This is a genomic window from Nonomuraea sp. NPDC049625, assembly GCF_040675285.1.
GTDB classification, from domain to species: domain Bacteria; phylum Actinomycetota; class Actinomycetes; order Streptosporangiales; family Streptosporangiaceae; genus Nonomuraea; species Nonomuraea angiospora_A.
Genome location: NZ_JBFAOQ010000001.1, coordinates 632,922 through 655,880, shown reverse-complemented (window position 1 = coordinate 655,880; position 22,959 = coordinate 632,922). Strand labels below are relative to the sequence as shown.

The following is a 22,959-nucleotide window of genomic DNA, read 5'->3' as shown; positions in this document are numbered from 1 at the left end:
TTCTGGAACAGAACAAACCGTTCCGCACTTTCCGGGAGCCTTCCATGAGCATCAGCCCCTTCCGCGTCGAGATCTCCCAGGCCGACCTCGACGACCTCCAGGCCCGCCTCGCCCTGACCCGCTTCACCCACGAGATCCCCGGCGTCGACCAGGGTGTCAGCGTCGAGCGGGTCAAGCGCCTGGTCGGCTACTGGCGGGACGGCTTCGACTGGCGCGCGCAGGAGGCCAGGCTCAACGCCCACCCGCAGTTCACCACTGAGATCGACGGCCAGAACATCCACTTCATCCACGTACGCAACGACAACCCCGACGCCCTGGCGCTGATCCTCACCCACGGCTGGCCCGGCTCGATCGCCGAGTACCTCGACGCCATCGAGCCCCTGTCGCGCCACTTCCACCTGGTCATCCCGTCGGTCCCCGGCTACGGCTTCTCCGGCCCCACCGTCGAGCTGGGCTGGAACAACCAGCGCATCGCCAGGGCGTGGGCCGAGCTGATGGCCCGCCTCGGCTACACCCGCTACGGCGCGGTCGGCAACGACGGCGGCTCGATGATCTCGCCCGAGCTCGGCAGGATCGACCCCGACCACGTCGTGGGCGTGCACGTCACGCAGCTGTTCTCCTTCCCCTCCGGCGACCCGGCCGAGTTCGCCGGGCTGAGCGAGGAGGACCAGGCCGGGCTGGCCGTGCTCGACTGGTTCTGGAAGGAGAAGGGCGCCTTCAACGTGCTGCACTCGCAGCAGCCGCAGACCCTCGCCCACGCCCTCGCCGACTCCCCCGCCGGGCTCCTGGGCTGGCTCGTCCAGCTCTTCGACGAGGACCTGGACGACGACTTCGTGCTCACCAGCGCCGCGATCTACTGGTTCACCGGGACCGCCGGCTCGGCCATCCGGCAGTACTGGGAGAACGCTCGCGCGGAGCAGCCCAAGGAGCCCACCACCGTGCCGACCGCGCTGGCGATGGCCGAGGGCGACTTCACGTCGATCCGCCGCTTCGCCGAGCGCGACCACGCCAACATCGTCTCCTGGAAGACGCTGCCGGCCCCGGCGCACGGCCACTACACCGCGCACACCGCGACGGAGGCCCTCACCTCCGACGTCATCGCCTTCTTCGAGGGCCTCCGCTAGACGGCCGGATCAGCCGGTGTTCTGCAGGCCCGCGGCGACGCCGTTGACCGACAGGAGCAGGAGCGTGGACAGGCGTTCGCGCTCCTGCTCCGACGGGTTGCCGGTGCGCAGCGCGCGCAGGGCCCGCAGCTGGAGGTGGGAGAGCGCGTCCACGTACGGGTCGCGGAGCTGGACGGCGCGCGAGAGCACCTTCCGGTTCTCCAGCAGCCGCGTGTGGCCGGTGACCCGCAGCACCAGGTCGCGGGTCCGGTCGTACTCCTCCAGCACCTGCTGGGCGAAGTCCTCCCGGCCGCCCAGCGCCAGGTAGCGCTTGGCGATCGAGCGGTCGGTCTTGGCCAGCGACATCTCGGCGTTGTCCAGCATCGCGTTGAACAGCGGCCACTCCGCGTACGCCGCCCGCAGCTCCTCCAGGGAGCCGACCGAGGCCAGGCCGGTGCCGAGGCCGTACCAGCCGGGCAGGTTGACCCGCGTCTGCGCCCACGCGAACACCCACGGGATCGCCCGCAGGTCGTCGAGCGAGCGCGGCGCGCCGAGCCCGCGGCGCGCCGGGCGCGAGCCCAGGCGCAGCGTGCCGATCTCCTCCAGCGGGCTGACCAGGCCGAACCATTCGGGGAAGCCCGGCGCCTCGGTCAGCGCGCGGTACGCCTGCTCCGACGCCGTCGCCACCTGCTCGGCCAGGCCCCGGAAGCGCTCGGCGGCGGCCGCGGTGCGGGCGCCGACCGTGGGCGAGGAGGCCATCAGCACGGCGTTGGCCACCTGCTCCAGGTGGCGGCGGGCGATGGCGATGTGGCCGTAGCGGGCGAAGATGACCTCACCCTGCTCGGTGACCTTGAACCGGCCGGCGACCGAGCCCGGCGCCTGGGCCAGCACCGCACGGTTGGCCGGGCCGCCACCACGGCCCAGCGCGCCGCCACGGCCGTGGAACATCCGCAGCTTCACGTCGTGCTTGGCCGCCCAGGCCGTCAGCTCCTCCTGCGCCTCGTAGAGCCGGAGCGTGGCGGCCGCGGGGCCGAGCTCCTTGGCCGAGTCGGAGTAGCCCAGCATGATCTCCATGCGCCGCCCGTTGGTCTCCAGGCGCGCCCGCATCGCCGGGATCTCGAGCATCCCGGTCAGCACGTCCGGCGAGTTGGCCAGGTCCTGGCCCGACTCGAACAGCGGCACGACGTCGAGCACCGGCGCCCGCTCGCCGAGCGCGTGCCTGGCCAGCTCGTAGACGGCCGCGATGTCGTCGGCCGAGCGGGTGAAGGAGACCACGTAGCGGGAGCAGGCCGTGACCCCGAACCGCTCCTGGATCCAGGCGATCACCCGGATCGTGGCCAGCACCTCCTCGGTGCGCTCCGACAGCTCGCCGCCGGCCCTGATCTCCTCCAGGGCGGCCGCGTGCACCTGGGAGTGCTGGCGCACCTCCAGCTCGGCCAGGTGGAAGCCGAACGTCTCGACCTGCCAGATGAGGTGCTGCAGCTCCCCGTACGCCTGCCGCGGCGCCGAGGCGGCCAGCGACTCCTGCGCCACGCGCAGGTCGTCCAGCAGCTCGGCCGGCGCGCGGTAGGCCAGGTCGAGGTCGCGGCGGCGGGTCGCGGCGATGCGCGCGGCCACGAACAGCAGCCACTGCCGGTGCGGCTCGCGCGGCGAGCGGGTGGCCAGCTCGGAGACCACGTCGGGATAGGCGTCCACGGCCTCGGCCAGCGCCGACTTGAGCGCGGGCGAGGGCGCGGCGAGCTGGACGGAGGAGGTCAGCGTGCGGGCGATGCGCGTGCAGGCGGTCTCCAGGGCCGTCAGCACGTGCTCGGACTGGATCTGGATGGTCTCGCGGGTGACCCTGGCCGTGACGTTGGGGTTGCCGTCGCGGTCGCCGCCGATCCAGCTGCCGTACCGGATGAACGGCCTGGCCTGCGGCGGGCGCGTGCCGGTGCGCTCGTCGAGCGCGGCGTCCAGCGAGCGGTAGACCTGCGGCACCATGCGGAACAGCGTCTCGTCGAAGGCGGCCATCGCGGTGCGCACCTCGTCGAGCGGGTCGAGCTTGGTCGAGCGGAGCTGGGCCGTGCGCCACAGGAGGTCGATCTCCTCCAGCATGCGGCGCTTGTTCTCGGCGCGCTCGCTGGCGCCGCGGCCGGGCGTGTTGTACTCGGTGAGCTGGCCGCTGATGCGCTGGATGGCGGTGACGACCGCGCGCCTGCGTGCCTCGGTGGGGTGCGCGGTCAGCACCGGGTGCAGCTCCAGGCCCTCCAGCAGCTCGGAGACCCGCTCGTGGCCCAGCTCCTGTACGGCCTGGGCCAGCGACTCCCGCTGGACCCTGCCCTCGGCGTCCCGCTCGCGTAGTGTGCGGATCCGGTAGTGTTCCTCGGCCAGGTTGGCCAGGTGGAAATAGCAGGTGAACGCGCGGGCGACCGCCACGGCCCGCTCGATCTCCCATTCGGCGACCATGGCGGTGATCTCGTCGGCCGAGACCTCGCCCTTACGTGCTGCGATGACTGCCTTGCGCAGCCGTTCGACGTCGGCCAGCAGGTCTTCGCCACCCTGTTCGGCGAGCACCTGGCCGAGCAGTTTGCCGAGCAGCCGCACATCGTGGCGTAGCTCGTCCGGCATCTCGGTAACGGCGGCGCTGCGACGCTCGAGCCCCTGGTCAATCATGTTTCGAAGGGTATCGAGTCGCTCAGGGAAGCCGTAGACCGGTCTCGCCCATTGGACTAGACCATTCAACTACCTTTGGAAACGGCCCCCAGCAGCTCCGGCATCCGGGCGAATCCGATCCTGGCGGCCAGGCGCCTGCCGAGCGCCTCCACCAGCACCCCGTAGAGCGGCGCCACCGCGCACACCCAGAACCAGCCGAACGCCAGCGGCACCACGAACGGCAGCGACAGCAGCGCGATGCCGAGCGTGGCCCCCATGGCGGAGGCGAACGCCTGGCCCCCCTGCCCGGGCGCGGCGCCGCTGAAGGCGTTCATCCGCTCGGGCACGGTGTACGGGACCACCACGCTGGTCACCGAGCCGACGCCGAGCCCGACGCCGAGCGCGCCCCACCCGACCAGCGCCGCCGGGACGATCATGCCGGGATGGCCGGTGAACAGGCCGGTGGCCACCGCGATCACGGTGAGCAGCGGCACGGCGATCAGCGCGTTGGCCAGGTGGCGCCCGGCCAGGTCGGTGGCCAGCCCGCGCTCGGAGCCGAACACCACGGCGTTCATCCACAGCGAGCGGCCGTCGATGCCGAACGCGTTGCCCGACTGCAGCGCGATCATCAGGGCGCCGACGCAGGTGGGGACGATCGCACTGCCCTCCGTGCCGCCCGTGCTCCTGCTCAGTGAGAACGCCACCACGGCGGTGACGACGACCGCGCTGAACCAGCCGACCCGGAACCTGGGCTCCCGCCGGATGTACTTCAGCTCCTTCGTCACCACGGCCGCCAGCGGCCCGTCCGGCAGGAACCTGTCGACCAGGCCGCTCTCCTTGCGCACGGACGCGGCCTGGGTGGAGACGTCGGGCGTCACCAGGGCCCGGCCCAGCGCCTTGATCCACAGCAGGCCCAGCACCACCACGATCACGGCCACCAGCGCCAGCTCGGCCAGCCCGGCCAGGCCGCCGTCGGCCATCGCGTGCGCCGCCATGCCCGGCGGCGTCCACCTGAGCACGCCCGCAAGCTGGCGCAGCATGCCCTCCGGGTCGCCGAGGCCGCGGTTCATCACGAGGTTGGGCAGCTGCGCGAGCACCACCACCAGCAGCGCGGCCACGGCCAGCACGTCACGGCCCCGCCGGGTGCGCAGCGCGCTGGAGAGCGAGGTGGTGATCAGCCGCGACGTCACCACGCACAGCGCGAACTGCAGCAGCACGGCCGGCACCCCGAGCAGCACGCCGCCGACGCCCGTCGCCACCCCCACCAGCGCGCCGGCCGTGACGATCAGCATGGCGAGCGGCCAGACCCCGGTCACGGACGCGGTGAACATGCCGACCGCGAGCTGCCCGGTGCGCAGCGGCAGGAGCGACAGCTTCGCCGGGTCGAGCGTGTCGTCCAGGCCGAACGCCATCAGCGGCACGATCATCCAGCCGATCAGGAAGGACGTGAACGCGATGATCACCAGGTCGGCGGCGATGTCGTGGGGCGCCAGCCGGAGCAGGCTCATCAGGAAGAAGCCGAGCACGGCCAGGCCGGTGGCGATGAGCAGGGTGAAGACGAAGCCGAGCTTGCGCTGGAGGTCTCCGCGCAGGTTTCCGGCCAGCAGCCGGAGCTTGAGCTGCGCGAACAGGGCCACGGTGGTCAACGGGACTCCTCGGGTGTCACCTGGGGTTGGCGCCGAGCCACGTGAGGCCCTCGCCGTTGTCGCGCGATCCGCCGACCAGCTCCAGGAACGCCTGGTTGAGGCTGCGCCCGCCGCGTACGTCCGCCAGCGGGCCCTGCGCCACGATGTGGCCCGCGCTCATCACCGACACCCAGTCGCACAGCCGCTCGACCAGGTCCATCACGTGACTGGAGAAGATCACCGTCGAGCCGGACGCCGTGAAGCGCCGGAGCACGTCGGTGAGCGTGTTGGCGCTGACCGGGTCGACGCCCTCGAACGGCTCGTCCAGGAAGAGCACGGACGGGTTGTGCAGCAGCGCGGCGGCCAGGCCGATCTTCTTGCGCATGCCGGTGGAGTAGTCGACGACGAGCTTGTCGGCGGCCTCGGTCAGGTCCATCACGGCCAGCAGCTCGCCCGCGCGCTGCTCGACGTCGGCCTTGGGGATGCCGCGCAGCCGCCCGTTGTAGAGGAGCAGCTCGCGGCCCGACAGCCGCTCGAACAGCCGCAACCCCTCCGGCAGCACCCCGATGCGCGTCTTGACCTCCACGGGGTCGCGCCACACGTGGAACCCGTCGACCTCGGCCGTGCCGCCGTCGGGCCGGAGCAGCCCGGTGATCATGCTGAGCGTGGTGGTCTTGCCCGCGCCGTTGGGCCCGACCAGGCCCGCGAAACTCCCCGACGGCACCACCAGATCGACGCCCGCCACCGCGACCTGCGGCCCGTAGCGCTTGAACAGCCCGTGCGTGCGAACCGCATCCGTCATGGATCCACTCTAGGAGGAAGGACTAGCCTTGCGCGCATGAGCACTGCTGCCGAGGAGCTGCCGGACAGGCCGGACATTCACACCACCGCCGGGAAGATCGCCGACCTGGAGCGGCGGCTCGACGAGGCCGCGCACGCGGGCTCCGCGGAGGCCGTGGACAAGCAGCACGCCAAGGGCAAGATGACCGCCAGGGAGCGGGTGCTCGCGCTGCTGGACGAGGGCTCGTTCGTGGAGTTCGACGAGTTCGCCAGGCACCGGTCGACGATGTTCGGGCTGGAGAGGCGGCGGCCGTACGGCGACGGCGTCATCACCGGGCACGGCACGGTCGACGGCCGGCAGGTGTGCGTGTTCTCGCAGGACGTGACGGTGTTCGGCGGCTCGCTCGGCGAGGTGTACGGCGAGAAGATCGTCAAGGTGCTCGACCTGGCGATCAAGACCGGGTGCCCGATCATCGGCATCAACGAGGGCGGCGGCGCGCGCATCCAGGAAGGCGTGGTCGCGCTCGGCCTCTACGCGGAGATCTTCAAGCGCAACGTGCACGCGTCCGGCGTGATCCCGCAGATCTCGCTCATCATGGGCGCCGCGGCCGGCGGGCACGTCTACTCCCCCGCGCTGACCGACTTCGTGGTGATGGTGGATCAGACGTCCCAGATGTTCATCACCGGGCCCGACGTCATCAAGACGGTGACGGGCGAGGAGGTCACGTTCGAGGAGCTCGGCGGGGCGCACACGCACAACACGAAGTCGGGCGTGGCCCACTACCAGGCCTCCGACGAGGACGACGCGCTGGAGTACGTCAAGGCGCTGCTGTCGTACCTGCCGTCGAACAACCTGGACGAGGCCCCCGTCTTCGAGCCCGCCACCGACCTGGAGCCCGATCCGGAGCTCGACGGGCTGATCCCCGACTCGGCCAACCAGCCGTACGACATGCACCGGGTCATCGAGCACGTGCTGGACGACGGGGAGTTCCTGGAGGTCCACGCGCTGTTCGCGCCGAACATCGTGGTCGGGTACGGCCGGGTGGACGGCCAGCCGGTCGGGGTCGTGGCCAACCAGCCCATGCATTTCGCGGGATGTCTGGATATCAACGCATCGGAGAAGGCCGCCCGATTTATTCGAACATGTGATGCCTTTAATATTCCGATACTGACATTTGTGGATGTGCCGGGATTCCTCCCAGGAACCGATCAGGAATGGAACGGAATCATCCGGCGGGGCGCCAAGCTCCTCTACGCCTACGCCGAGGCCACCGTGCCGCTGATCACGGTGATCACGCGCAAGGCGTACGGCGGCGCGTACGACGTCATGGGCTCCAAGCACCTCGGCGCGGACGTCAATCTGGCCTGGCCGACGGCCCAGATCGCGGTCATGGGAGCACAGGGCGCGGTCAACATCCTCTACCGGCGCGAACTCGCCGCCTCCGACGACCCCGAGGCCGAGCGCGCCCGGCTCGTCACCGAGTACGAGGACACGCTGGCCAATCCGTACATCGCGGCCGAGCGCGGCTATGTGGACGCGGTGATCCGGCCGTCGGAGACCCGGGTTCAGGTCGTCAGGGCGCTGAGGGCTCTCAGGAACAAGCGGGCGACGCTCCCGCCGAAGAAGCATGGGAACATCCCGCTATGACGCCAGAGCTGCGAATTGTCCGGGGGGACGCCACGCCCGAGGAGATCGCGGCGTTGGTGGCCGTACTCGTCGCGCGGCAGAGCTCGCACTCCGAACCCGAGGCGTCTCCGGAGCCGCGTCGGCAAAGGTGGCGAAACCCAGCCAGAGGTATGCGTAAGCCTGTCGTCCCAGGGAAGTCGGCATGGCGGATGAGCGCTCTACCCTAGATAGATCCTGAGAATCGGGTGTCAAGTTCCCCGGGAGTTGGGACTATCTAGAGAAAGTAGGCGTATATAGTCAGCCGATCAACTAACACCGCGGCCTGGAGGACGACATGGCCATCCCAGACCTCATGCCGCATCCTGTGGCAGCCAAGTACGCCGTCCTGGTGGATGTCGGTTATCTGTACGCGGCGGCGGGTGAAGTGCTGCTCGGTGCGAAGGAACGCAAGGAATATCGGGTGGCCGCCGATGAACTCATCCAGAGTCTACAGAAACATGCAGAGGAACGTACTTCCGGCGAACTTCTGCGGATCTATTGGTATGACGCCGCCCGTGACCGTGTGCCCACCGTCGACCAGCGGGTCATCGCCCAGCTCCCGTGGGTCAAGGTGCGGCTTGGCAACCTGAACGCCCGTGGCCAGCAGAAAGGCGTGGATGCGCAGATCAGGAGCGATCTGGAGGCGCTGGCCCGGCATCATGCCGTGACCGACACCATCCTGCTGGCAGGCGATGAGGACATGGTTCCGGCGGTCGAGGCGGCGCAGGCGTACGGAGTGCGGATCCACCTGTGGGGCGTCGAGCCGCCGTACGGCACCAACCAGGCCGAGCGCCTGGTGTGGGAGTCCGACACCGTGGAAGTGATCTCCGCTGATTTCCTGAGGCCCTTTTTCAGCCGTGCTCCCCAGCCCGTACCGGTCACTCCGCCGGCCGTGGCCCCGTCGCCCGCCCAGGTCTTCGCCGGGCGCACGCCGGTCAAGCCGCACGCCAAGCCGGGCCAGGTGGCCAAGCTCGGGCCGAGCCGCCCGCGCGTGGAGGACGTGGGCGAGCACGTGGCACAGAAGTGGATCCTCACCCGTGGCCGCGACAACATCCGCGACCTGCTGCCGGGGCCCATCCTGCCGACCGTGATCGACACCGAGCTGCTGATCGAGGCGGAGAAGGAGCTCGGCCACTCGCTGCGGCCCTACCCGGAGGCCCGGGTGTGGCTGCGTGACGGCTTCTGGGCCCGGGTCTACCGGGAGTTCGACCTGGGAGTGGGCATCTCGTCGAAGTAGCCGTGCGCCGGGTGTCCGATTTCCGCAGGTCACCCGGCTCGGCCTGCTGACCTGCCGTTCGACGCTCACGTCCGATTTCCGCCAGTCAGCGCCTTCGGAGAGCGCCTAGTGTCGGAGGCATGTCACCACTCCAGCTCGACTTCGACTCCTGCTACCGGGCCGTCTCGGCCAGGGACGCCCGGTTCGACGGGCGGTTCTACACGGCGGTGACGACGACGCGCATCTACTGCCGTCCGATCTGTCCGGCTCGTACGCCGTCCTCCAGGAACGTGCGCTTCTACCGGCACGCGGCCTCGGCCGAGGCCGCGGGGTTCCGGCCGTGCAAGCGGTGCCGTCCGGAGCTCTCGCCCGGCGACCCGGGCTGGGACGTGCGCGGCGACCTGGTCGGCCGGGCGCTGCGGCTGATCGACGACGGCGCGGCGGACGAGCAGGGCGTGGGCGGGCTGGCCCAGCGGCTGCACATCACCGAGCGGCACCTGCACCGGCTGTTCGTGGCCGAGCTGGGCGTCGGGCCGCTGGCGGTCGCGCGGACCAAGCGGCTGCTGCTGGCCAAGCAGCTGCTGACGGAGACGGGGCTGCCGGTCACGGAGGTGGCGTTCGCGGCGGGGTTCGGGAGCGTGCGGCAGTTCAACGCGACGATGCGGGAGACGTACGGCTTCACGCCCAGCGAGCTGCGGGCCACGGCGGGGCCGCGGGTCTGCGACGCGAGGCTGCGGCTGCGGCTGCACCGGCGCGAGCCGTACGACGTGGAGGGGGTCTTCGCGTTCCTGGCGGCCCGCGCCATTCCGGGGCTGGAGGTGGCGGACCGGACGTCGTACGAGCGAGCCGTACCAGGTGGGACGATCACGCTCACCCCACGGCAGGACCACATAGCCCTGGACGTCGTGATGGACGACACGCGGCAGCTCGCCCGCGTCGTGGCGCGCTGCCGCCGCCTCCTCGACCTCGACGCCGACCCCTCCGCCATTTCGGAGATCCTGGAGCAGACCTCGCTCGGGCCCCTGGTGACGGCCCGTCCGGGGCTGCGGGTGCCGGGCGCGTTCGACGGCTTCGAGCTGGCCGTACGCGCGGTGGTGGGCCAGCAGATCTCGGTGGCCGGGGCCCGCACCCTCCTCGGCCGCATCGTCGCCAAGGCCCCCGGCCCCCTCTTCCCCACCCCCGCCGAGCTCCTGGAGACGGACCTGACCGGCGTGGGCCTGACCAACCGCCGGATCGACACGCTCAGGCACCTGGCCGGCCACCTGGTGGAGGGCCGCCTGGACCTCGACGGCGGCCAGGATCCCGCCGAGGCGGTGTCGGACCTGCTCGAAGTCCCGGGCATCGGCCCGTGGACGGCCAGCTACATCGCGCTCCGGGCGCTGCGCGACCCGGACGCGTGGCCCACGGGCGACCTCGTGCTCAAGAAGCGCATGGCCTGCCTGGGCATCCCCGACGACCACATCGAGCGGTGGCGGCCCTGGCGGGCCTACGCCGCCCTGCACCTTTGGAGCTCATCATGATCGCTGCCCAGCTCATCCCGACCCCCGTGGGGCCGCTGTCCCTGCTGTCCCGCGAGGGGGTCGTGGTGGCGGCCGGCTTCACCGCCGACCCGACGGAGATGTTCGTGCGCCTCACGCCCGAGCTGCAGTCGGAGGGCCTGGAGGTCGTGGACGACCTCGGGGCCGCCTCCGCGGCGGTCCGGGCGTACCTGGCCGGGGATCTGGACGCTTTGGACGCCGTCCAGGTCTCCCAGCCGGGTACGGCCACCCGCAAGCGGCTCCACGCCACGTTGCGCGAGGTCAAGGCGGGGACCACGGTCTCGTACGCGGAGCTGGCCGAGCGGGCCGGAATGCCCAGGACGGCCGCCCGGGCGGCCGGCTCGGCCTGCGCCCAGAACCTCATCGCGCCGTTCGTCCCCTGCCACCGGGTGCTGCCCAGCGGCGGAGGCTACGGCGGCTACTACTACGGCGTGCCGGTCAAGGAGTGGCTGATCGCCCACGAATCCCGCGCCGTCTAGGTGGCGGGCACCAGGCGGCGGGCCTGGAGGCCCGCCGCCCCCGCCACGGCCAGCCCCGCCAGGCCCAGCAGGGCCGCGGTCCAGGCCGGGGCGGTGTAGCCGAAGCCGGCGTCGATGGTGAGGCCGGCCGCGAAGGAGCCGATCGCGTTGCCCAGGTTGAAGGCCCCGATGTTGGCCGCCGAGGCCAGCGTGGGAGCGCCGGCGGCGGCGTCCAGGACGCGGGTCTGCAGGGGCGGGACCGTGGCGAAGGCGGCCACGCCGAACAGCGTGATGGTGATCACGAAGGCCACCTGGCTGCCCGACACCAGGGCCACCGCCACGGCCAGCAGGGTGAGCAGGGCGACCGAGCCGTAGATGCTGGGCATGACCGCGCGGTCGGCGAGCTTGCCGCCGATCAGGTTGCCCGCCACGAGGCCGACCCCGAACAGGGCCATGACCACGGGCACGGCGCCGGGCGAGAAGCCGCCCACGCCGGTCATGATGGGCGCGATGAACGTGATGACGGCGAAGACCGGGGCGAAGCCGAAGACGGTCATCCCGAGGGCCAGCCAGACGCCGGCCTTGCGGAACGTCGCCAGCTCCCGCACGACGCTCCCGGTCGGGCGCGGCTGCCGGGGGACGAGGGCGACGACGCCGGCGAGACCGGCCACGCCGATCGCGACCACGACCCAGAACGTGGCCCGCCAGCCGAACGCCTGACCGATCCAGGTGCCCAGGGGCACGCCCAGGACGTTGGCGAGCGTGAGGCCGGTGAACATCATGGCGATGGCGCTGGCCCGCTTCTTCGGCGCCACCAGGTCGGCGGCCACCACGGAGCCGACCCCGAAGTACGCTCCGTGCGCGAAGGCCGACAGGAAACGGCCGACCATCAGCACTCCGTACGAGGGCGCCAGCGCCGACAGCAGGTTCCCGGCGATGAACAGCACCATCAGCGACAACAGCATGGTCTTGCGCGACAGGCGCCCGCCGAGCATGGTCAGCGGCGGCCCGCCGACCGCCACACCCAGCGCGTAGCCGGACACGAGCAGGCCGGCGGCCGGGATGGTCACGTGGAAATCGGCCGCCACCTCAGGCAGCAGCCCGTTGATGATGAACTCCGTGGTCCCGATGCCGAAGGCGCTGATCGCGAGGGCGAACAGGGCGAGAGGCATAGACTACTCCTCAGACGACGTTAGTGAGCGTGGACATTATTTGCACACGCCGACTAACTGAACATACAAGGATGTCGAGGAGGCTGTCACATGCCCCTAGCCGATGACGCCGTGGAGGCGCGCGCCCAGGGCTGGCGCACCCTCGCGGCGCTGCACGCGAAAATCGAGGACAGGCTGGAGAAATCACTCCAGAAGGAGCACTCGCTCAGTGTGAGCGAATACACAGTGCTGGACGTGCTGGCCCGCCAGGACGGCTGGCACATGCGGATGCAGCAGCTCGCCAGGGCCGTCGTGCTCAGCCAGAGCGCCACGACCAGGCTGGTGACGCGCCTGGAGAACCGCGGCCTGCTCAAGCGCTACCTGTGCGAGGACGACAGGCGCGGGATCTACTCGGAGGTCACGCAGGCCGGGTTCGAGCTGCTGGAGCGGGCCCGTCCCACGCACGACGGCGTACTGAAGGAAGTGCTCGACGAGGCGGCGGAGCTGCCCGAGCTGGCCCCGCTGGTGGCGGTGGTCCGGGCCTGAGCGGCCCCTGAGCGGCCCGGCCGCCGCTCACGGCTTGACGTTGCTCTGGATCTCGCCGACCGGCACGTCCCGGCTGGCTCCGACCTGTACGGGCGCGAACTGGAACGGCACCACGTTGTCGGCCACCTGGACCGGCCAGACGGTGGTGACGGTCAGCGTGTACTTCTCGCGCGGCTGGTCGATCGCCGAGCGCAGGTAACGCACGCCGCAGGTGAACTGGGCGCCCTTCGCGTACGGCTTCCCGGACGGCCCGCAGCCCTCCTCGTGCACCTCGGCCCGGTCCTTGGACGTGCCCGGGTCGATCTTGATGTCCTGCAGCGTCGCCACCAGGGTCACGCTCATGACGCCGGGGATCGACGCCGTGACCGTGCGGCGCGGCTGACCGACGTTCTCCAGCCAGACGTAGGTCGGGAGGTTGACGAAGCTCTTGGCGTCGGGGTTCAGCTTGACCGTCGGCTCCGGGACGGTCAGCGCGGCCCTGGCGATCTGCGCCAGCTGCTCGATCGTGATCCCGGACGGCGGCGTGGTGTTCGGGGGCATGAAGATGAACTGTTCGAGGCCGCCCCAGCAGGCGGCGCCGTTCGGATCGGCCTTGTTGTACGCGGGCACCCACCACCGGCCCGGCTTGCCGAGCTTGTCCTTGAACTGCTGGACGAAGGCCCGGAAGCTGTCCTCGTCGATGCCCGCCCGCCTGGCCGGGCCCGCGCCTTCGGTGTGCAGCCGGAACATCTCCTCGGCGTCCAGGCTGGGCTCGTACCAGCAGGGGCGCGGGATGCGGTAGCCGTCGCCCGAGCCGCCCTTGCCGTCACCGGTGATCTTGATGGTGCTGGCCTCCAGGCTCAGGGTCGTCGTCCGCCCGCGCTGATTGCCCTTGACGTCCACATCGCCGGGTCCCGGGGTCGGACCGAGCGTCAGCGGCACCGCGAGCAGTACCGCGAGCAAAGGTTTCATCGGGTGCATCTCTCTGTGGAGGTGATGTAGGACCTGATGCGCCACACCCCGTCATCACCGCGATGGGCGACCACGCTTTGGCCGTAGGGGGTGCGCAGCCAACCGGGTTGGGGCGCGACGGCCTTCCCGGTGCGCGAGGAGATCATCCGCACGCCTGACTCGTCCACGCATGCGTTGATCTGAGCGCCTTTGCCCATGCGGGCGCTGACCCGCAGGTTGTAGAGCCGGCCCGTCCCGCGCATCGACTGCTCCTCGTCGATGAACTCGTTCACCCACTCCGTCGCCTGCTCCTCGGCCTGGATCTCGAGATTGCGCCGGTAGCCGCGGGTCCCTTCGACGACGGCCTGGCGGGTGCCCACGTACTGGTCGACGATGACCTTCAGCAGCGGGTCGGGGTCGGCCGGCCACTCCACCCGCACGCGCAGGCCGTCGCCGATGGCGATGCTCTGGGGGCCGGCTGGCAGCATCTCCTCCGGCTGCGCGGCTTTGGCGGAAGGTTTCGCCGGGGTGGGCTCCGCCGCGGGCGTGTACGGGCGCGCGGCCTGCCCGCAGCCCGCCAGGACCATCATCAGCAGCACCATGACTCGTCTCATGCCGACGACTCCCTCACCACATGGATGCGCCACGTGGGCAGCAGTTCCTCGATCAGTGCCTCGGTCTCCGGGGCCATCCCGCCGCCGTACGGGTGCGAGGCCGCCCTGCGGGTCAGCCCCTCGACGACGGCGCGCAGCCGTACGGTGTCCTCGGTGGCGTGCGTGGCCCGCAGCAGGTCGCGCCAGAGGCCCTCGTCGTCCACCGCCAGCAGCAGGGCCGCGCGCACGGCGGCCACCGCGGCGTCCGGCTGCCCGTGCGCGAGCCGCAGCTCGCAGAGCTGGTGCGCCGCGTCGGCCACCTCGGCGGCCACGTCGTACTCCAGGTCCTCGGCCGCCAGCCAGGCGTACCTGCCCGGCTGGCGGCCGCTCAGCAGCGGGCCTCTGACCAGGCCGAGCGCCTTCTCCAGCAGGACGGCCCGGGCCGTCGGGTCGCCGTGCGAGCGGCGTACGAGCTCGCGGAACAGCGCCCAGTCCGTACGCACCTCGGGCCCCAGGCTGATCCGGCCGGCCTCGTCGGTGTGCAGGTGCTCCCGCCCGAGCCATTCGGCGACCCTGGCGATCGTGGCGTCCCTGACCATGTCCTGCACGCCGCGCGGCCAGAGCACCCCGCCCAGCACCGAGGGATGCACGCCGCCGGGATGCGTGGCCAGGTAGACCAGCAGCTCCGCGGCCAGCGCCAGCCGGCCCTCCTCCAGGGGCCGCAGGCCGATGACCTCGATGGGGCCGAGCATCCTGATCTCGACGGCGGGCGGGTGCAGCCCCGCCAGCGGCTCGGCCTCGGAGACGGCCTCGCCGTCGACCTGGGAGGCCGTGCGGAACAGGTCGATCAATGCCTGGTAGTGGCGGCGGGGCAGGAGCTGGGCCTGCACGTCGAAGCCCAGCTCGGCCATCCTGGCCCGGCCGTCGTCGCCGATCTCCAGCGTCCAGGTGGCGTGCGGGACCTCGCCCGCCAGCACGTAACCGGCGGTGTCCCGGCGGGCCAGCAGCGCCAGACGCCGGGCCTCCTCGTGCGTGGGCGCGACCGCGGACAGCAGGTAGTGGGCGTCGCGCGGGCTGCCGGTGATGCGCCCGGTCAGCACCTCCCTGCGCGGCGCGGCGATCGCCTCCAGCTCGGGCAGCACCTCGGCCAGGCCGCCGACGGCCCTGATGCGGTCGGGCGCGATGGCGGTCAGCTCCTCGCCGAAGCCGACGAGCGTGATGCGCATGCGGTCGGACCAGCGGTTGGTGGCCAGCTCGACGGCGAGGGCGGCCAGCGCGGCCGTGGTCTGCGGGCCGCGCACGTTGATCAGGCCCTGCGCGGCTTCCAGGTCGATGAGCACGCGCCCGCTGGCGTCCGTGCCGATGGAGACCAGCCCGGGGTACGGCGCGCCGCCCGCCTGTTCCTCCAGCAGGCGGCCTTCGTGCGCGGGCAGCCGCCATACCTGGCCGCCGTCCTGGGCCATCCACGGCGCGGGCGCGTCCCCGTCCGGCGGGTGGATCCACAGGTCGAGCGTGCGGGGCGACAGGTGCGCCCCGTACACGGTGGGCGGCGTGCGGTTCTGGGCGGCCAGCTCGGCGCCGAGCAGCCGCAGGCCGATGTCGAGGATGCGGGCGCCCGGCGCGTCGCCGCCCAGCCTCAGCGCGACCTCGGCCTGGGCGGCGTCGTCGCGCGGGCGGGCGATCCGGCGGCCGAACACCCTGCGCCAGAGTTGCTCGCGGCGCCGCCTGGCCAGCACGACCAGCAGGCCCGCGGCGGCCAGCGAGGCCGTGGCGAGGTAGTCGGTCAGGTCGGTCGTCTGGCTCTGCCGGATGGTGGCCTGCGGCCGGTCGGGCTGCTGCTGCTGTTGATCCGGCTGGCGGTGCTTGGCCTCGACCTTCTTCTCGGCCTGGCCGGTCTTCGAGTCGGCGTGCCGGTCCGCGTGCTGCCCCACCGACGCCCTGCCGGGGTGCTCGCGCAGGGTCTGCTCGCGGGGCTGGTCGACGGGGACGACGTGGGCGTGCCTGGCGTCGTCCGGCATGTCGAGCACCCAGCCGGGCCTGATCAGGTCGGCCATGCGCAGGCGGGAGCCGTCCGGCTGCTCCTTCGCCTGATTAAGCCGGTAAATTTCGGGATATCGGCGGCCGTCGCCGAGGCACTTCTCGGCGATCTCCCACAGGCTCTCGTGGTGCCGGCCGTGCGGCGGCTGCACCACGTACACCTTCTTGGTCTTGTGCGTGTCGAGGGTCGTCTTCTCGACGATCGGCGCGGAGTACGCGACCGCCGTCACGGGCGTGGCGGCCGGCGTGGGCGCCAGCTTGGCCAGCGGCACGACCATCGCACCCGCCGTGAACAGCAGCAGCACCGCGCCGACGAGCTTGTTGGCCAGCGCCTGCGTGCCTCCGGAGAGCGGCACGCGGGCCGGCATGCCGACCCTGCGCACGCCCGCGTACACCTCGACCAGCACGCACACGAACAGCTGGAACCAGGCCAGCCACACCAGCAGCACCAGCACGGCCACGACGGTGCTCGGGCCGACGCGGCTGGTGAGCAGGTCGAGGTCGAGCAGCTCGGGCGCGATCGGCGGCCCCACGAACGTGAGCAGCGCGTACGGCACCCCGCCCACGAGCGCGACCAGCACGATCAGCGATCCGATGCCGGCGAGCACGTCTCCGGCGCTGCGCCTGGCCTTGACGCGCACGGGCGTGTGACGTCCGTGTGGGCGCGCGGGCTCTCGCGTCGGCATCGTCTCTCCCTTCCGCCGTCCAGGGTCGTGCTCGTACGCTCACCGATCCATCGACCGGTGAGTTTCGGTCTATCTCGCTTCGGGTGCGGCGACGGCCCGGCCGGTCATCTCGGTGCCGGGAAAGCCGATCGCGCTCAGGAAGAACGCCTTCCAGGACACCGACACGGTGACCGTCACCTGTGCCTGCCCCTGGCCGACGGTGCACTCGCCGCGGGTCACACCCTCGCCGCCCTGCGCGGCGACGATCTCGTCGGCCCTGGCGCACACCTGGTCCTCGCCGAGCAGCCGGGTCTGGCCGGTGGAGCGCAGGTGGTCGACGTCGATCTCGTCGGCGCCGGCCCGCGCGGCCTGCTCGGCCACGTCGGCCGCGCGCAGCCGGGCGTTGATCGCCGCGCCGCCGTCCACGAGGAGTCCGGCCAGCAGGAACACGACGACGGAGAACAGCACGGTGAACACCGACATCGACCCCCGCTCCCTCATTCGACCCTCCTGAACTGCTCGATCGGCACCACCGCCGTGCCGGTCATCCGCTTGACGCCGCCGAACCCCAGGAAGCCGAGGTCCAGCTCGCAGCTCACCTCGGCCTGGACCTGGCCGCCCTGCTCCCACGCGGAGCCGTCCAGCGAGACGGACGGGGACCCGCAGGGCCCGGTCAGCGTGCTGTCGGCGATGGCCTTGGCCGCGGCCTCCGCGTCGTCGAGCGTGCGCTGCACCGACGCGGCGCGGGCCGCGTCCCTGGCCGCCCCGTTGACCCGCCCCTGCGACTCCACCAGCACCCCCGCTCCCGCCAGGAACATGAGGAACAGCAGGAAGAGCGGGGCCAGCATCACGGTCTCCACGGCCATGGAGCCACGCTCCGCCCGCCTCACGAGCAGTCCCCGCCGCCGTTGTCCGGGCGGAAGCACTCGACCGGCCCGCCCGCGGTGGCGGTGATCGTGAACGACAGCTCGGGCAGCAGCGGGATGACCTGTACGGCGCTGCCGGTCACGGTGACGAAGCGCTCGTCCGGTTCCTTCTCGGACGTCGTGGCCTTGGCGCTCTGGAGCAGCTTCGGGCCGACGGCCTGGATGATGTCGGTGGCCTTGGCGGTGGCCTGGCCCGGCCAGTCACCGGAGTCGAACGGCGCCGCCCTGGCCACGCGCGCGCCCTCCTGGGCGGCGGCCTCCGCGACCTGGCGGGCGTGAAACCAGAGCGCCACCTGCACGATGAGCAGCGCGACCGCCAGGATGATCGGCATGAGGATGGCCAGCTCGATCACCGTCGCGCCCCGCTCGCCCCTCCTACGGATTACCACCGGTGTCACCGCCACCGCCGAAGGTGCCTTGGAGATCGTTCTGCCTTCCTTCGACCAGCGACTTGATCAAGGTGGCCAACCCGAGCGCGACACCGGCGATGATGGCGGTGATGATCACCCACTCGACGGCGGAGGCCCCGCGGGTGGGGGCGGTGCGGGCGCGCTGGATGCGGACACCCAGGTACGCGGTGAGGTAAACGATCCAGGGATGGTTCATCAGGACCCCAACATCTTCATAGCGGCGGGAAAACTGAGAAAGATCACGAAACCGGCGCAGAGCAGCAGCTGGGCCACGAGCATCGACTGCGACCGCTCGCCGGCCCTGCCCTCGATCTCCGCCAGCTCGCGGCGGCGCAACGTCGCGGCCCTCGCCGTCAGCGACGCGCGTACTTTGGCGCCGTCGTCGGCCACCAGGCCGAGCGCGGCGGACAGGTCGCGCAGCTCGTCGATGTTGATCTCCTCGCCGAGCTGGCCGAGCGCCTGCCACGGGGTGATGCCGACGATCCTGGCGCCGCTGAGCGCGTCGCGGATGCGGCCCATCGCCCAGTTGGGCTGCTCGCCGCTGACCGAGACGGCCATCATGAGGGCCTCAGGGACGCCGCGGCCGCCGGCCAGGTTCATGGAGACGAGGTCGAGGAACGCGCCGACCACATGGCGGAAGTCACGCCGCCTGGCCGCCGCGTCCTTGCGTATCTGGAGGTCGGGCAGGAAGAAGAACAGCAGCGCGACGAGCACGGCGGCCCAGAACGGGATGGCGAGCGAGGTGCCCCACTCCATGAGCACCAGCCAGCCGAGCAGCAGCGGGAAGGCCAGCAGGCCGCTGGCCGCCAGCAGCACCTTGCCGGCCAGGAACGCCTCGAACGAGCGGCCGAGCAGCGCCAGGTCCGCCTTGATCGACCTGACCTCCCAGCCACGGGCCGCGTACAGGCGGGCCAGGCGGGCGCCCAGGCCGCGGCGGAACGCGCTGACCTCCTCCTCGGGCAGCAGGAGCTGGATGCTCGGAGCGCCCGCGTCCTCGCGCACGGCGTCGAGCGCGAGCAGCCGCGCCACCAGCCCCGGGCGGGCCGGGAAGAGCGCCCGCAGCAGCACGAACAGGCCGAGCCCTAATACGGCCCCGCCCAGCGCGCCCTCAACCATCGCCGCCGCCTCCTCCCATGAGCAGCCGGGTCGGCTTGTCGAACCTGGCCAGCCGCCTCATCCAGGCGAACCCCGCTCCGAACAGCCCCGCGACCACCACGAGCACGGCCTGGCCCAGCAGGCCCTCGTACTCGGCCACGTAGGAGGGGTTGAACAGGATGAGGAGCCCGGCGAAGACGAGCGCGGTGATCACCACGATCTGGACGCTGCGCCTGGTCGAGCGGCGTTCGGCCTCGACGCGGCGGCGCATGTCGAGCTCCTCGCGGGCCGAGACGGCCAGCGCGCCCAGCACGTCGCGCAGGCCGGGGCCGCGCAGCCGGGAGTTGAGGATGAGCGCGGCCACCACGAGGTCGGCCGACGGGTCGTCGAGCTCGTCGGCGAACAGCGCCAGCGCCTCCGGCAGCGCCATCCTCGTGTGCAGCCGGTCGATCATGGCGCGCAGGTGGGGCCTGAGCATGGGCGCGGCGGCCCTGATGGACGACGGGATGGCCTGTTCGAGCCCGGCCGCGCCGGCGATCGTGTCACGCAGGGACTCGGTCCAGGCGGCGAGCCCTTCGAGCCGGCGCATGGCGGCGCGCTCCTCGGCGGCCCCGCCCGACAGGCCGCGCCAGGCGAACACGAGCAGCACCGTACCCACCGCCATGACCGGCCAGCCGGTGATGATCAGGACGAGTCCGGCCGCGACCGCGGCTATCGCGGTGCGGGTGGTCAGCATCTTGAGCAGGTGGCGCTTGGGCTGGGGCGGGCGGGGGCGCATGCCGTAGAGGGAGACGAAGAACAGGAACAGGCCGCCGCCTATGATCGCTCCGGTCAGCAGCGCGAACGGGTCGAAGATCACCTCGTCACCACCCTCCCGGCAGGTAGCCGTGGGCGGCGAGCTCGTCCAGGCAGGAGACCGGCGCGTGCGGGACGGCGGTGCCGTCGGGGCCCGGCACGAACACCTCGCTCGACAGGACGCGGCCGTCGCAGCCGTTGACCTCGCGGATGCTGGAGACGTAGCGGCGCAGGGTGCCGCCGACGTGGTAGTCGTTGCGCTTCGTGATGAAGACGACGAAGTCGATGGCGCCCGCGATGAGCATGTGGGTCGCGTCGATGGGCAGGCGCTCGCTGGCCTGCAGGGCATAGGTGGAGATGCGGTTGAAGACCTCCATGCTGGAGTTGGCGTGGATGGTCGACAGGGAGCCGTCGTTGCCCTGGGTCATCGCGTTGAGCATGGTGACGATCTCGTCGCCGAGGACCTCGCCGACGATGACGCGGCTGGGGTTCATGCGGAGGGAGCGTCTGACCAGCTCGGCCATGGAGATCTCGCCCTGGCCCTCGGAGTTGGGCAGGCGCTGCTCGAAGGCGACGACGTTGGGGTGGAGCTCGGGGAACTGGTCGAGGCCCAGCTCCAGGGCTCGTTCGACGGTGATGAGGCGCTCGGTGGGCTGGATCTCGTTGGCCAGGGCCCGCAGCAGGGTGGTCTTGCCGGCGTTGGTGGATCCGGCGATCATGATGTTCTTGCGGGCGGCGACGGCGGCCGTCAAGAACCTCGATATGTCCCGACTTATCGTGCCGTTGCCTGCCAAGTCGGACAGGAAGACCTTGCCGAGGCGGGCGCGGCGGATCGAGACCGCCGGCCTGACGGTGACGTCCATGACGGCGCTCAGCCTGGAGCCGTCGGGGAGGCGCAGGTCGAGCTGTGGGTTGGCGGTGTCGAAGGGCCTGCTCGACAGGCCCGAGTACGCCGCCAGGATCTGGATGAGCTCGATCAGCTCGTCGTCGGACTCGGCGACGGGGTCGTGCATGAGCTCCTGGCCGTCGGCGTAGCTGACGAACACCCTGTCGCAGCCGTTGATGTCGATGTTCTCGACCTGGGGGTCGTCGAGCAGCGGCTGCAGCCTGCCCACGCCGAACAGCGCGGCGTGGATGCCGGCCGCGAGCGCCTCTTCCTCCTCGACCGTGGGGGGCGTGCGGCCGAGGCCGATCTCGTTGCGGGCGTGCTCCTCCAGGACCTGGGAGATCAGCGCCCGGGCGAACTGGCGCTCGTCCTCCCCCGTCATCGGGGGCAGGCTGTTGGCCTGGTCGAGCCGGCGCTGGTGGGCCAGGCGGTCGCCGACCTCCTGGCGGAAGCGCTTGACCAGCGAGTGATCGATCATCGGTGGCTCACCAGCCTTCCCGCCAGGTCTCTCGCGGTGCGGATGAGCAGGGACCGGTCGAGCCGTCCGCCCCACTGGCCGCGCAGCAGCTCGGCGCCCTTGGGGTCGTGCGCGAGGCCGTACACGTACTGGACGGCCGGGCCGACGATCCTGCGTACGTCGTCGATGGAGGCGCGGTAGTTACGCGGGTCGGCGATCACGGCGACGCCGTGCGCCTTGGTGATCTGGAGGCGTTCGCGCAGGTGGGCGACGTGGTCGAGAGTGGCCCTGGTGAGCAGCACGACCTGCTCGGCCTCGGCGAGCAGGTCGCCGAGCTGCGCGTGCGCGCCGAGGCGGCCGCAGTCGGCGATCACGTCGGCGTTCGGGATGCCGGCGAGCGCTCTGCCCAGCGGGCCCCACAGCCAGGTGAGCCCGGCGGCCTGCTCGCCGTGCGTGAGCCCGACCAGCACGTCGAGACCACCGACGATCTTCTGCGTGTGCTGGTGGATCTGGGCGGGTTCGAGCCCGCGCCGCGCCGTGGCGCCGAGGGTGAGCAGGCCCTTGCCGGGGTTCAGGACGCCGCCGTCTGCGGCCGGGAGCCGGTAGGCGAGGTCACCGCCCGCCGGGTCGCATTCGGCCAGCAGCACGGGGCGCGGCCACACCGCCGCCAGGGCGGTCGCCGCGGTCGTCACACCCGGCGCGCCCTTGTCGGCGGCCAGTACGATCAGCGCCACGTCAGCGTGCCCCCGGTAGCTCGGCCACCGCGATCTCACCGCTGGAGGCGAACGCCACTATTTCCGGCGACGCTGATGAATCCACTATTACCGTGATCTGGCCGGAATTCGCCGTCCTCGACTTGTCGCCCACCGAGAACACGAGAGCGCTTTCCGCCAGTACCCGCGTTTGTCCCTGGGCCGAACGGCTGGGCACATATATCACCTGGACCCGGTCACCCGCTTCCACTCCGGCGGGCATTTGCCCTGGCTTGAGGGCCAATCCGACGGTCGCCTTTCCGGGGCCCAGCTCGCTGCTCTGCTTGACTCCCATCCGGCTCGTGAACAGCGTGCCGGGCAGGACCGTGACGGTCGCGAAGCTGTTTTCCACCTTGCCCCGCTCCGACCAGCTCACGTAGTCGATGCCGCTGTCGGCCGCGATCTGGACCTCTTCCAGCATCTGCTCGGTGAACTTCTGGCCCGCGCCGACCTGCTGCGTCACCCGGATCGCGGAGACGCGGTCGCCGCTGCGCAGCACGAGCAGGGTCGTGGCCAGCGCGCCGCCCAGGATCAGCAGAACGGCAAGGGCGGCGAGGGCCGGCTTGCGTTCGCGAGGGGGCACGGGGAGCTTGCGCGAGGCCGGGCCGGACAACCCCGCCGCCGCGTTGACGGCAGGCTTTTCACTGGTCCTCATGGGTGGGGGGCTCCCAATTGAATCGTGGAATTGCCGCCATTATG

The 22,959-nt window shown here is 71.3% G+C and carries 23 protein-coding genes; 7 read left to right on the top strand and 16 right to left on the bottom strand.

The annotated features are described in order from the left end of the window. Positions 1-44 precede the first annotated feature (44 nt). Positions 45-1,124, top strand: a complete 1,080-nt coding sequence (locus tag AB0J87_RS03255) for an epoxide hydrolase family protein (protein WP_363962418.1) — start codon at positions 45-47, stop codon at positions 1,122-1,124. A 9-nt stretch (positions 1,125-1,133) separates the two neighbouring features. Here AB0J87_RS03255 and AB0J87_RS03250 read toward each other — a convergent pair whose 3' ends face one another. The 3 genes from AB0J87_RS03250 to AB0J87_RS03240 form a co-directional block, all read right to left on the bottom strand. Next, on the bottom strand, positions 1,134-3,755 hold the full coding sequence (locus AB0J87_RS03250) for a phosphoenolpyruvate carboxylase (RefSeq protein WP_363962417.1): 2,622 nt from the start codon (positions 3,753-3,755) through the stop codon (positions 1,134-1,136). 65 nt (positions 3,756-3,820) lie between these two features. Then, a complete protein-coding gene (locus tag AB0J87_RS03245; protein ID WP_363963097.1) occupies positions 3,821-5,371 on the bottom strand; it encodes a hypothetical protein in 1,551 nt (516 codons plus the stop codon). Between the two features lie 25 nt (positions 5,372-5,396). After that, on the bottom strand, positions 5,397-6,161 hold the full coding sequence (locus tag AB0J87_RS03240; protein ID WP_350728324.1) for an ABC transporter ATP-binding protein: 765 nt from the start codon (positions 6,159-6,161) through the stop codon (positions 5,397-5,399). A 36-nt stretch (positions 6,162-6,197) separates the two neighbouring features. Between AB0J87_RS03240 and AB0J87_RS03235 the strand changes: the two genes are divergently transcribed. The 5 genes from AB0J87_RS03235 (at position 6,198) to AB0J87_RS03215 (ending at position 11,038) form a co-directional block, all read left to right on the top strand. Continuing rightward, positions 6,198-7,787 (top strand): acyl-CoA carboxylase subunit beta, encoded by a 1,590-nt coding sequence (locus AB0J87_RS03235; RefSeq protein ID WP_363962416.1) that lies wholly within the window; start codon positions 6,198-6,200, stop codon positions 7,785-7,787. Further along, complete coding sequence (locus AB0J87_RS03230; protein WP_363962415.1) at positions 7,784-7,993, top strand: acyl-CoA carboxylase subunit epsilon; 210 nt, start codon at positions 7,784-7,786, stop codon at positions 7,991-7,993. The genes AB0J87_RS03235 and AB0J87_RS03230 overlap by 4 nt, the downstream gene beginning before the upstream one ends. Positions 7,994-8,100: 107 nt before the next feature. Next, positions 8,101-9,042 (top strand): NYN domain-containing protein, encoded by a 942-nt coding sequence (locus AB0J87_RS03225; RefSeq protein WP_363962414.1) that lies wholly within the window; start codon positions 8,101-8,103, stop codon positions 9,040-9,042. 119 nt (positions 9,043-9,161) lie between these two features. Further along, a complete protein-coding gene (locus tag AB0J87_RS03220) occupies positions 9,162-10,541 on the top strand; it encodes a DNA-3-methyladenine glycosylase 2 family protein (RefSeq protein ID WP_363962413.1) in 1,380 nt (459 codons plus the stop codon). Further along, on the top strand, positions 10,538-11,038 hold the full coding sequence (locus AB0J87_RS03215) for a methylated-DNA--[protein]-cysteine S-methyltransferase (RefSeq protein WP_350728319.1): 501 nt from the start codon (positions 10,538-10,540) through the stop codon (positions 11,036-11,038). Before AB0J87_RS03220 ends, AB0J87_RS03215 begins: the two co-directional genes overlap by 4 nt. Here the strand turns inward: AB0J87_RS03215 and AB0J87_RS03210 are convergent. After that, positions 11,035-12,189 (bottom strand): MFS transporter, encoded by a 1,155-nt coding sequence (locus AB0J87_RS03210; protein WP_363962412.1) that lies wholly within the window; start codon positions 12,187-12,189, stop codon positions 11,035-11,037. The genes AB0J87_RS03215 and AB0J87_RS03210 overlap by 4 nt on opposite strands. Positions 12,190-12,279: 90 nt before the next feature. Between AB0J87_RS03210 and AB0J87_RS03205 the strand changes: the two genes are divergently transcribed. After that, positions 12,280-12,714, top strand: a complete 435-nt coding sequence (locus tag AB0J87_RS03205; RefSeq protein WP_350728317.1) for a MarR family transcriptional regulator — start codon at positions 12,280-12,282, stop codon at positions 12,712-12,714. 27 nt (positions 12,715-12,741) lie between these two features. On the opposite strand, the gene AB0J87_RS03200 is transcribed toward AB0J87_RS03205, so the two are convergent. The 12 genes from AB0J87_RS03200 to AB0J87_RS03145 all read right to left on the bottom strand — a co-directional run bounded on the left by AB0J87_RS03200 (position 12,742) and on the right by AB0J87_RS03145 (position 22,915). Next, a complete protein-coding gene (locus AB0J87_RS03200) occupies positions 12,742-13,665 on the bottom strand; it encodes a hypothetical protein (RefSeq protein ID WP_363962411.1) in 924 nt (307 codons plus the stop codon). Further along, a complete protein-coding gene (locus AB0J87_RS03195; protein ID WP_363962410.1) occupies positions 13,662-14,258 on the bottom strand; it encodes a hypothetical protein in 597 nt (198 codons plus the stop codon). The genes AB0J87_RS03200 and AB0J87_RS03195 overlap by 4 nt, the downstream gene beginning before the upstream one ends. Beyond that, positions 14,255-16,960 carry a BTAD domain-containing putative transcriptional regulator gene (locus tag AB0J87_RS03190; protein ID WP_363962409.1) on the bottom strand — a complete coding sequence of 902 codons (2,706 nt, stop codon included), beginning with the start codon at positions 16,958-16,960 and terminating at the stop codon, positions 14,255-14,257. The genes AB0J87_RS03195 and AB0J87_RS03190 overlap by 4 nt, the downstream gene beginning before the upstream one ends. A gap of 69 nt (positions 16,961-17,029) precedes the next feature. Further along, positions 17,030-17,440: a flp pilus-assembly TadE/G-like family protein gene (locus AB0J87_RS03185; RefSeq protein WP_363962408.1), complete on the bottom strand. Its 411-nt coding sequence runs from the start codon at positions 17,438-17,440 to the stop codon at positions 17,030-17,032. Next, the gene (locus AB0J87_RS03180) at positions 17,437-17,805 is read right to left on the bottom strand and encodes a TadE/TadG family type IV pilus assembly protein (RefSeq protein ID WP_363962407.1); all 369 of its coding nucleotides are present in this window, start codon (positions 17,803-17,805) and stop codon (positions 17,437-17,439) included. Before AB0J87_RS03180 ends, AB0J87_RS03185 begins: the two co-directional genes overlap by 4 nt. Before the next feature lie 20 nt (positions 17,806-17,825). Next, positions 17,826-18,254, bottom strand: coding sequence for a TadE family protein (locus tag AB0J87_RS03175; protein ID WP_363962406.1), 429 nt, complete (start codon positions 18,252-18,254; stop codon positions 17,826-17,828). Then, positions 18,241-18,471 (bottom strand): hypothetical protein, encoded by a 231-nt coding sequence (locus AB0J87_RS03170; RefSeq protein ID WP_350728310.1) that lies wholly within the window; start codon positions 18,469-18,471, stop codon positions 18,241-18,243. Before AB0J87_RS03170 ends, AB0J87_RS03175 begins: the two co-directional genes overlap by 14 nt. Then, the gene (locus AB0J87_RS03165; RefSeq protein WP_355190643.1) at positions 18,471-19,343 is read right to left on the bottom strand and encodes a type II secretion system protein; all 873 of its coding nucleotides are present in this window, start codon (positions 19,341-19,343) and stop codon (positions 18,471-18,473) included. Before AB0J87_RS03165 ends, AB0J87_RS03170 begins: the two co-directional genes overlap by 1 nt. Positions 19,344-19,383: 40 nt before the next feature. Beyond that, entirely contained in the window at positions 19,384-20,229 is an 846-nt protein-coding gene (locus AB0J87_RS03160; RefSeq protein ID WP_363962405.1) for a type II secretion system F family protein, read from the bottom strand. 4 nt (positions 20,230-20,233) lie between these two features. Then, positions 20,234-21,529, bottom strand: a complete 1,296-nt coding sequence (locus tag AB0J87_RS03155; protein WP_363962404.1) for an ATPase, T2SS/T4P/T4SS family — start codon at positions 21,527-21,529, stop codon at positions 20,234-20,236. After that, positions 21,526-22,242, bottom strand: a complete 717-nt coding sequence (locus AB0J87_RS03150) for a hypothetical protein (RefSeq protein ID WP_350728306.1) — start codon at positions 22,240-22,242, stop codon at positions 21,526-21,528. The genes AB0J87_RS03155 and AB0J87_RS03150 overlap by 4 nt, the downstream gene beginning before the upstream one ends. A 1-nt stretch (position 22,243) precedes the next feature. Then, positions 22,244-22,915 (bottom strand): hypothetical protein, encoded by a 672-nt coding sequence (locus AB0J87_RS03145; RefSeq protein ID WP_350728305.1) that lies wholly within the window; start codon positions 22,913-22,915, stop codon positions 22,244-22,246. Between the last annotated feature and the right edge of the window lie 44 nt (positions 22,916-22,959).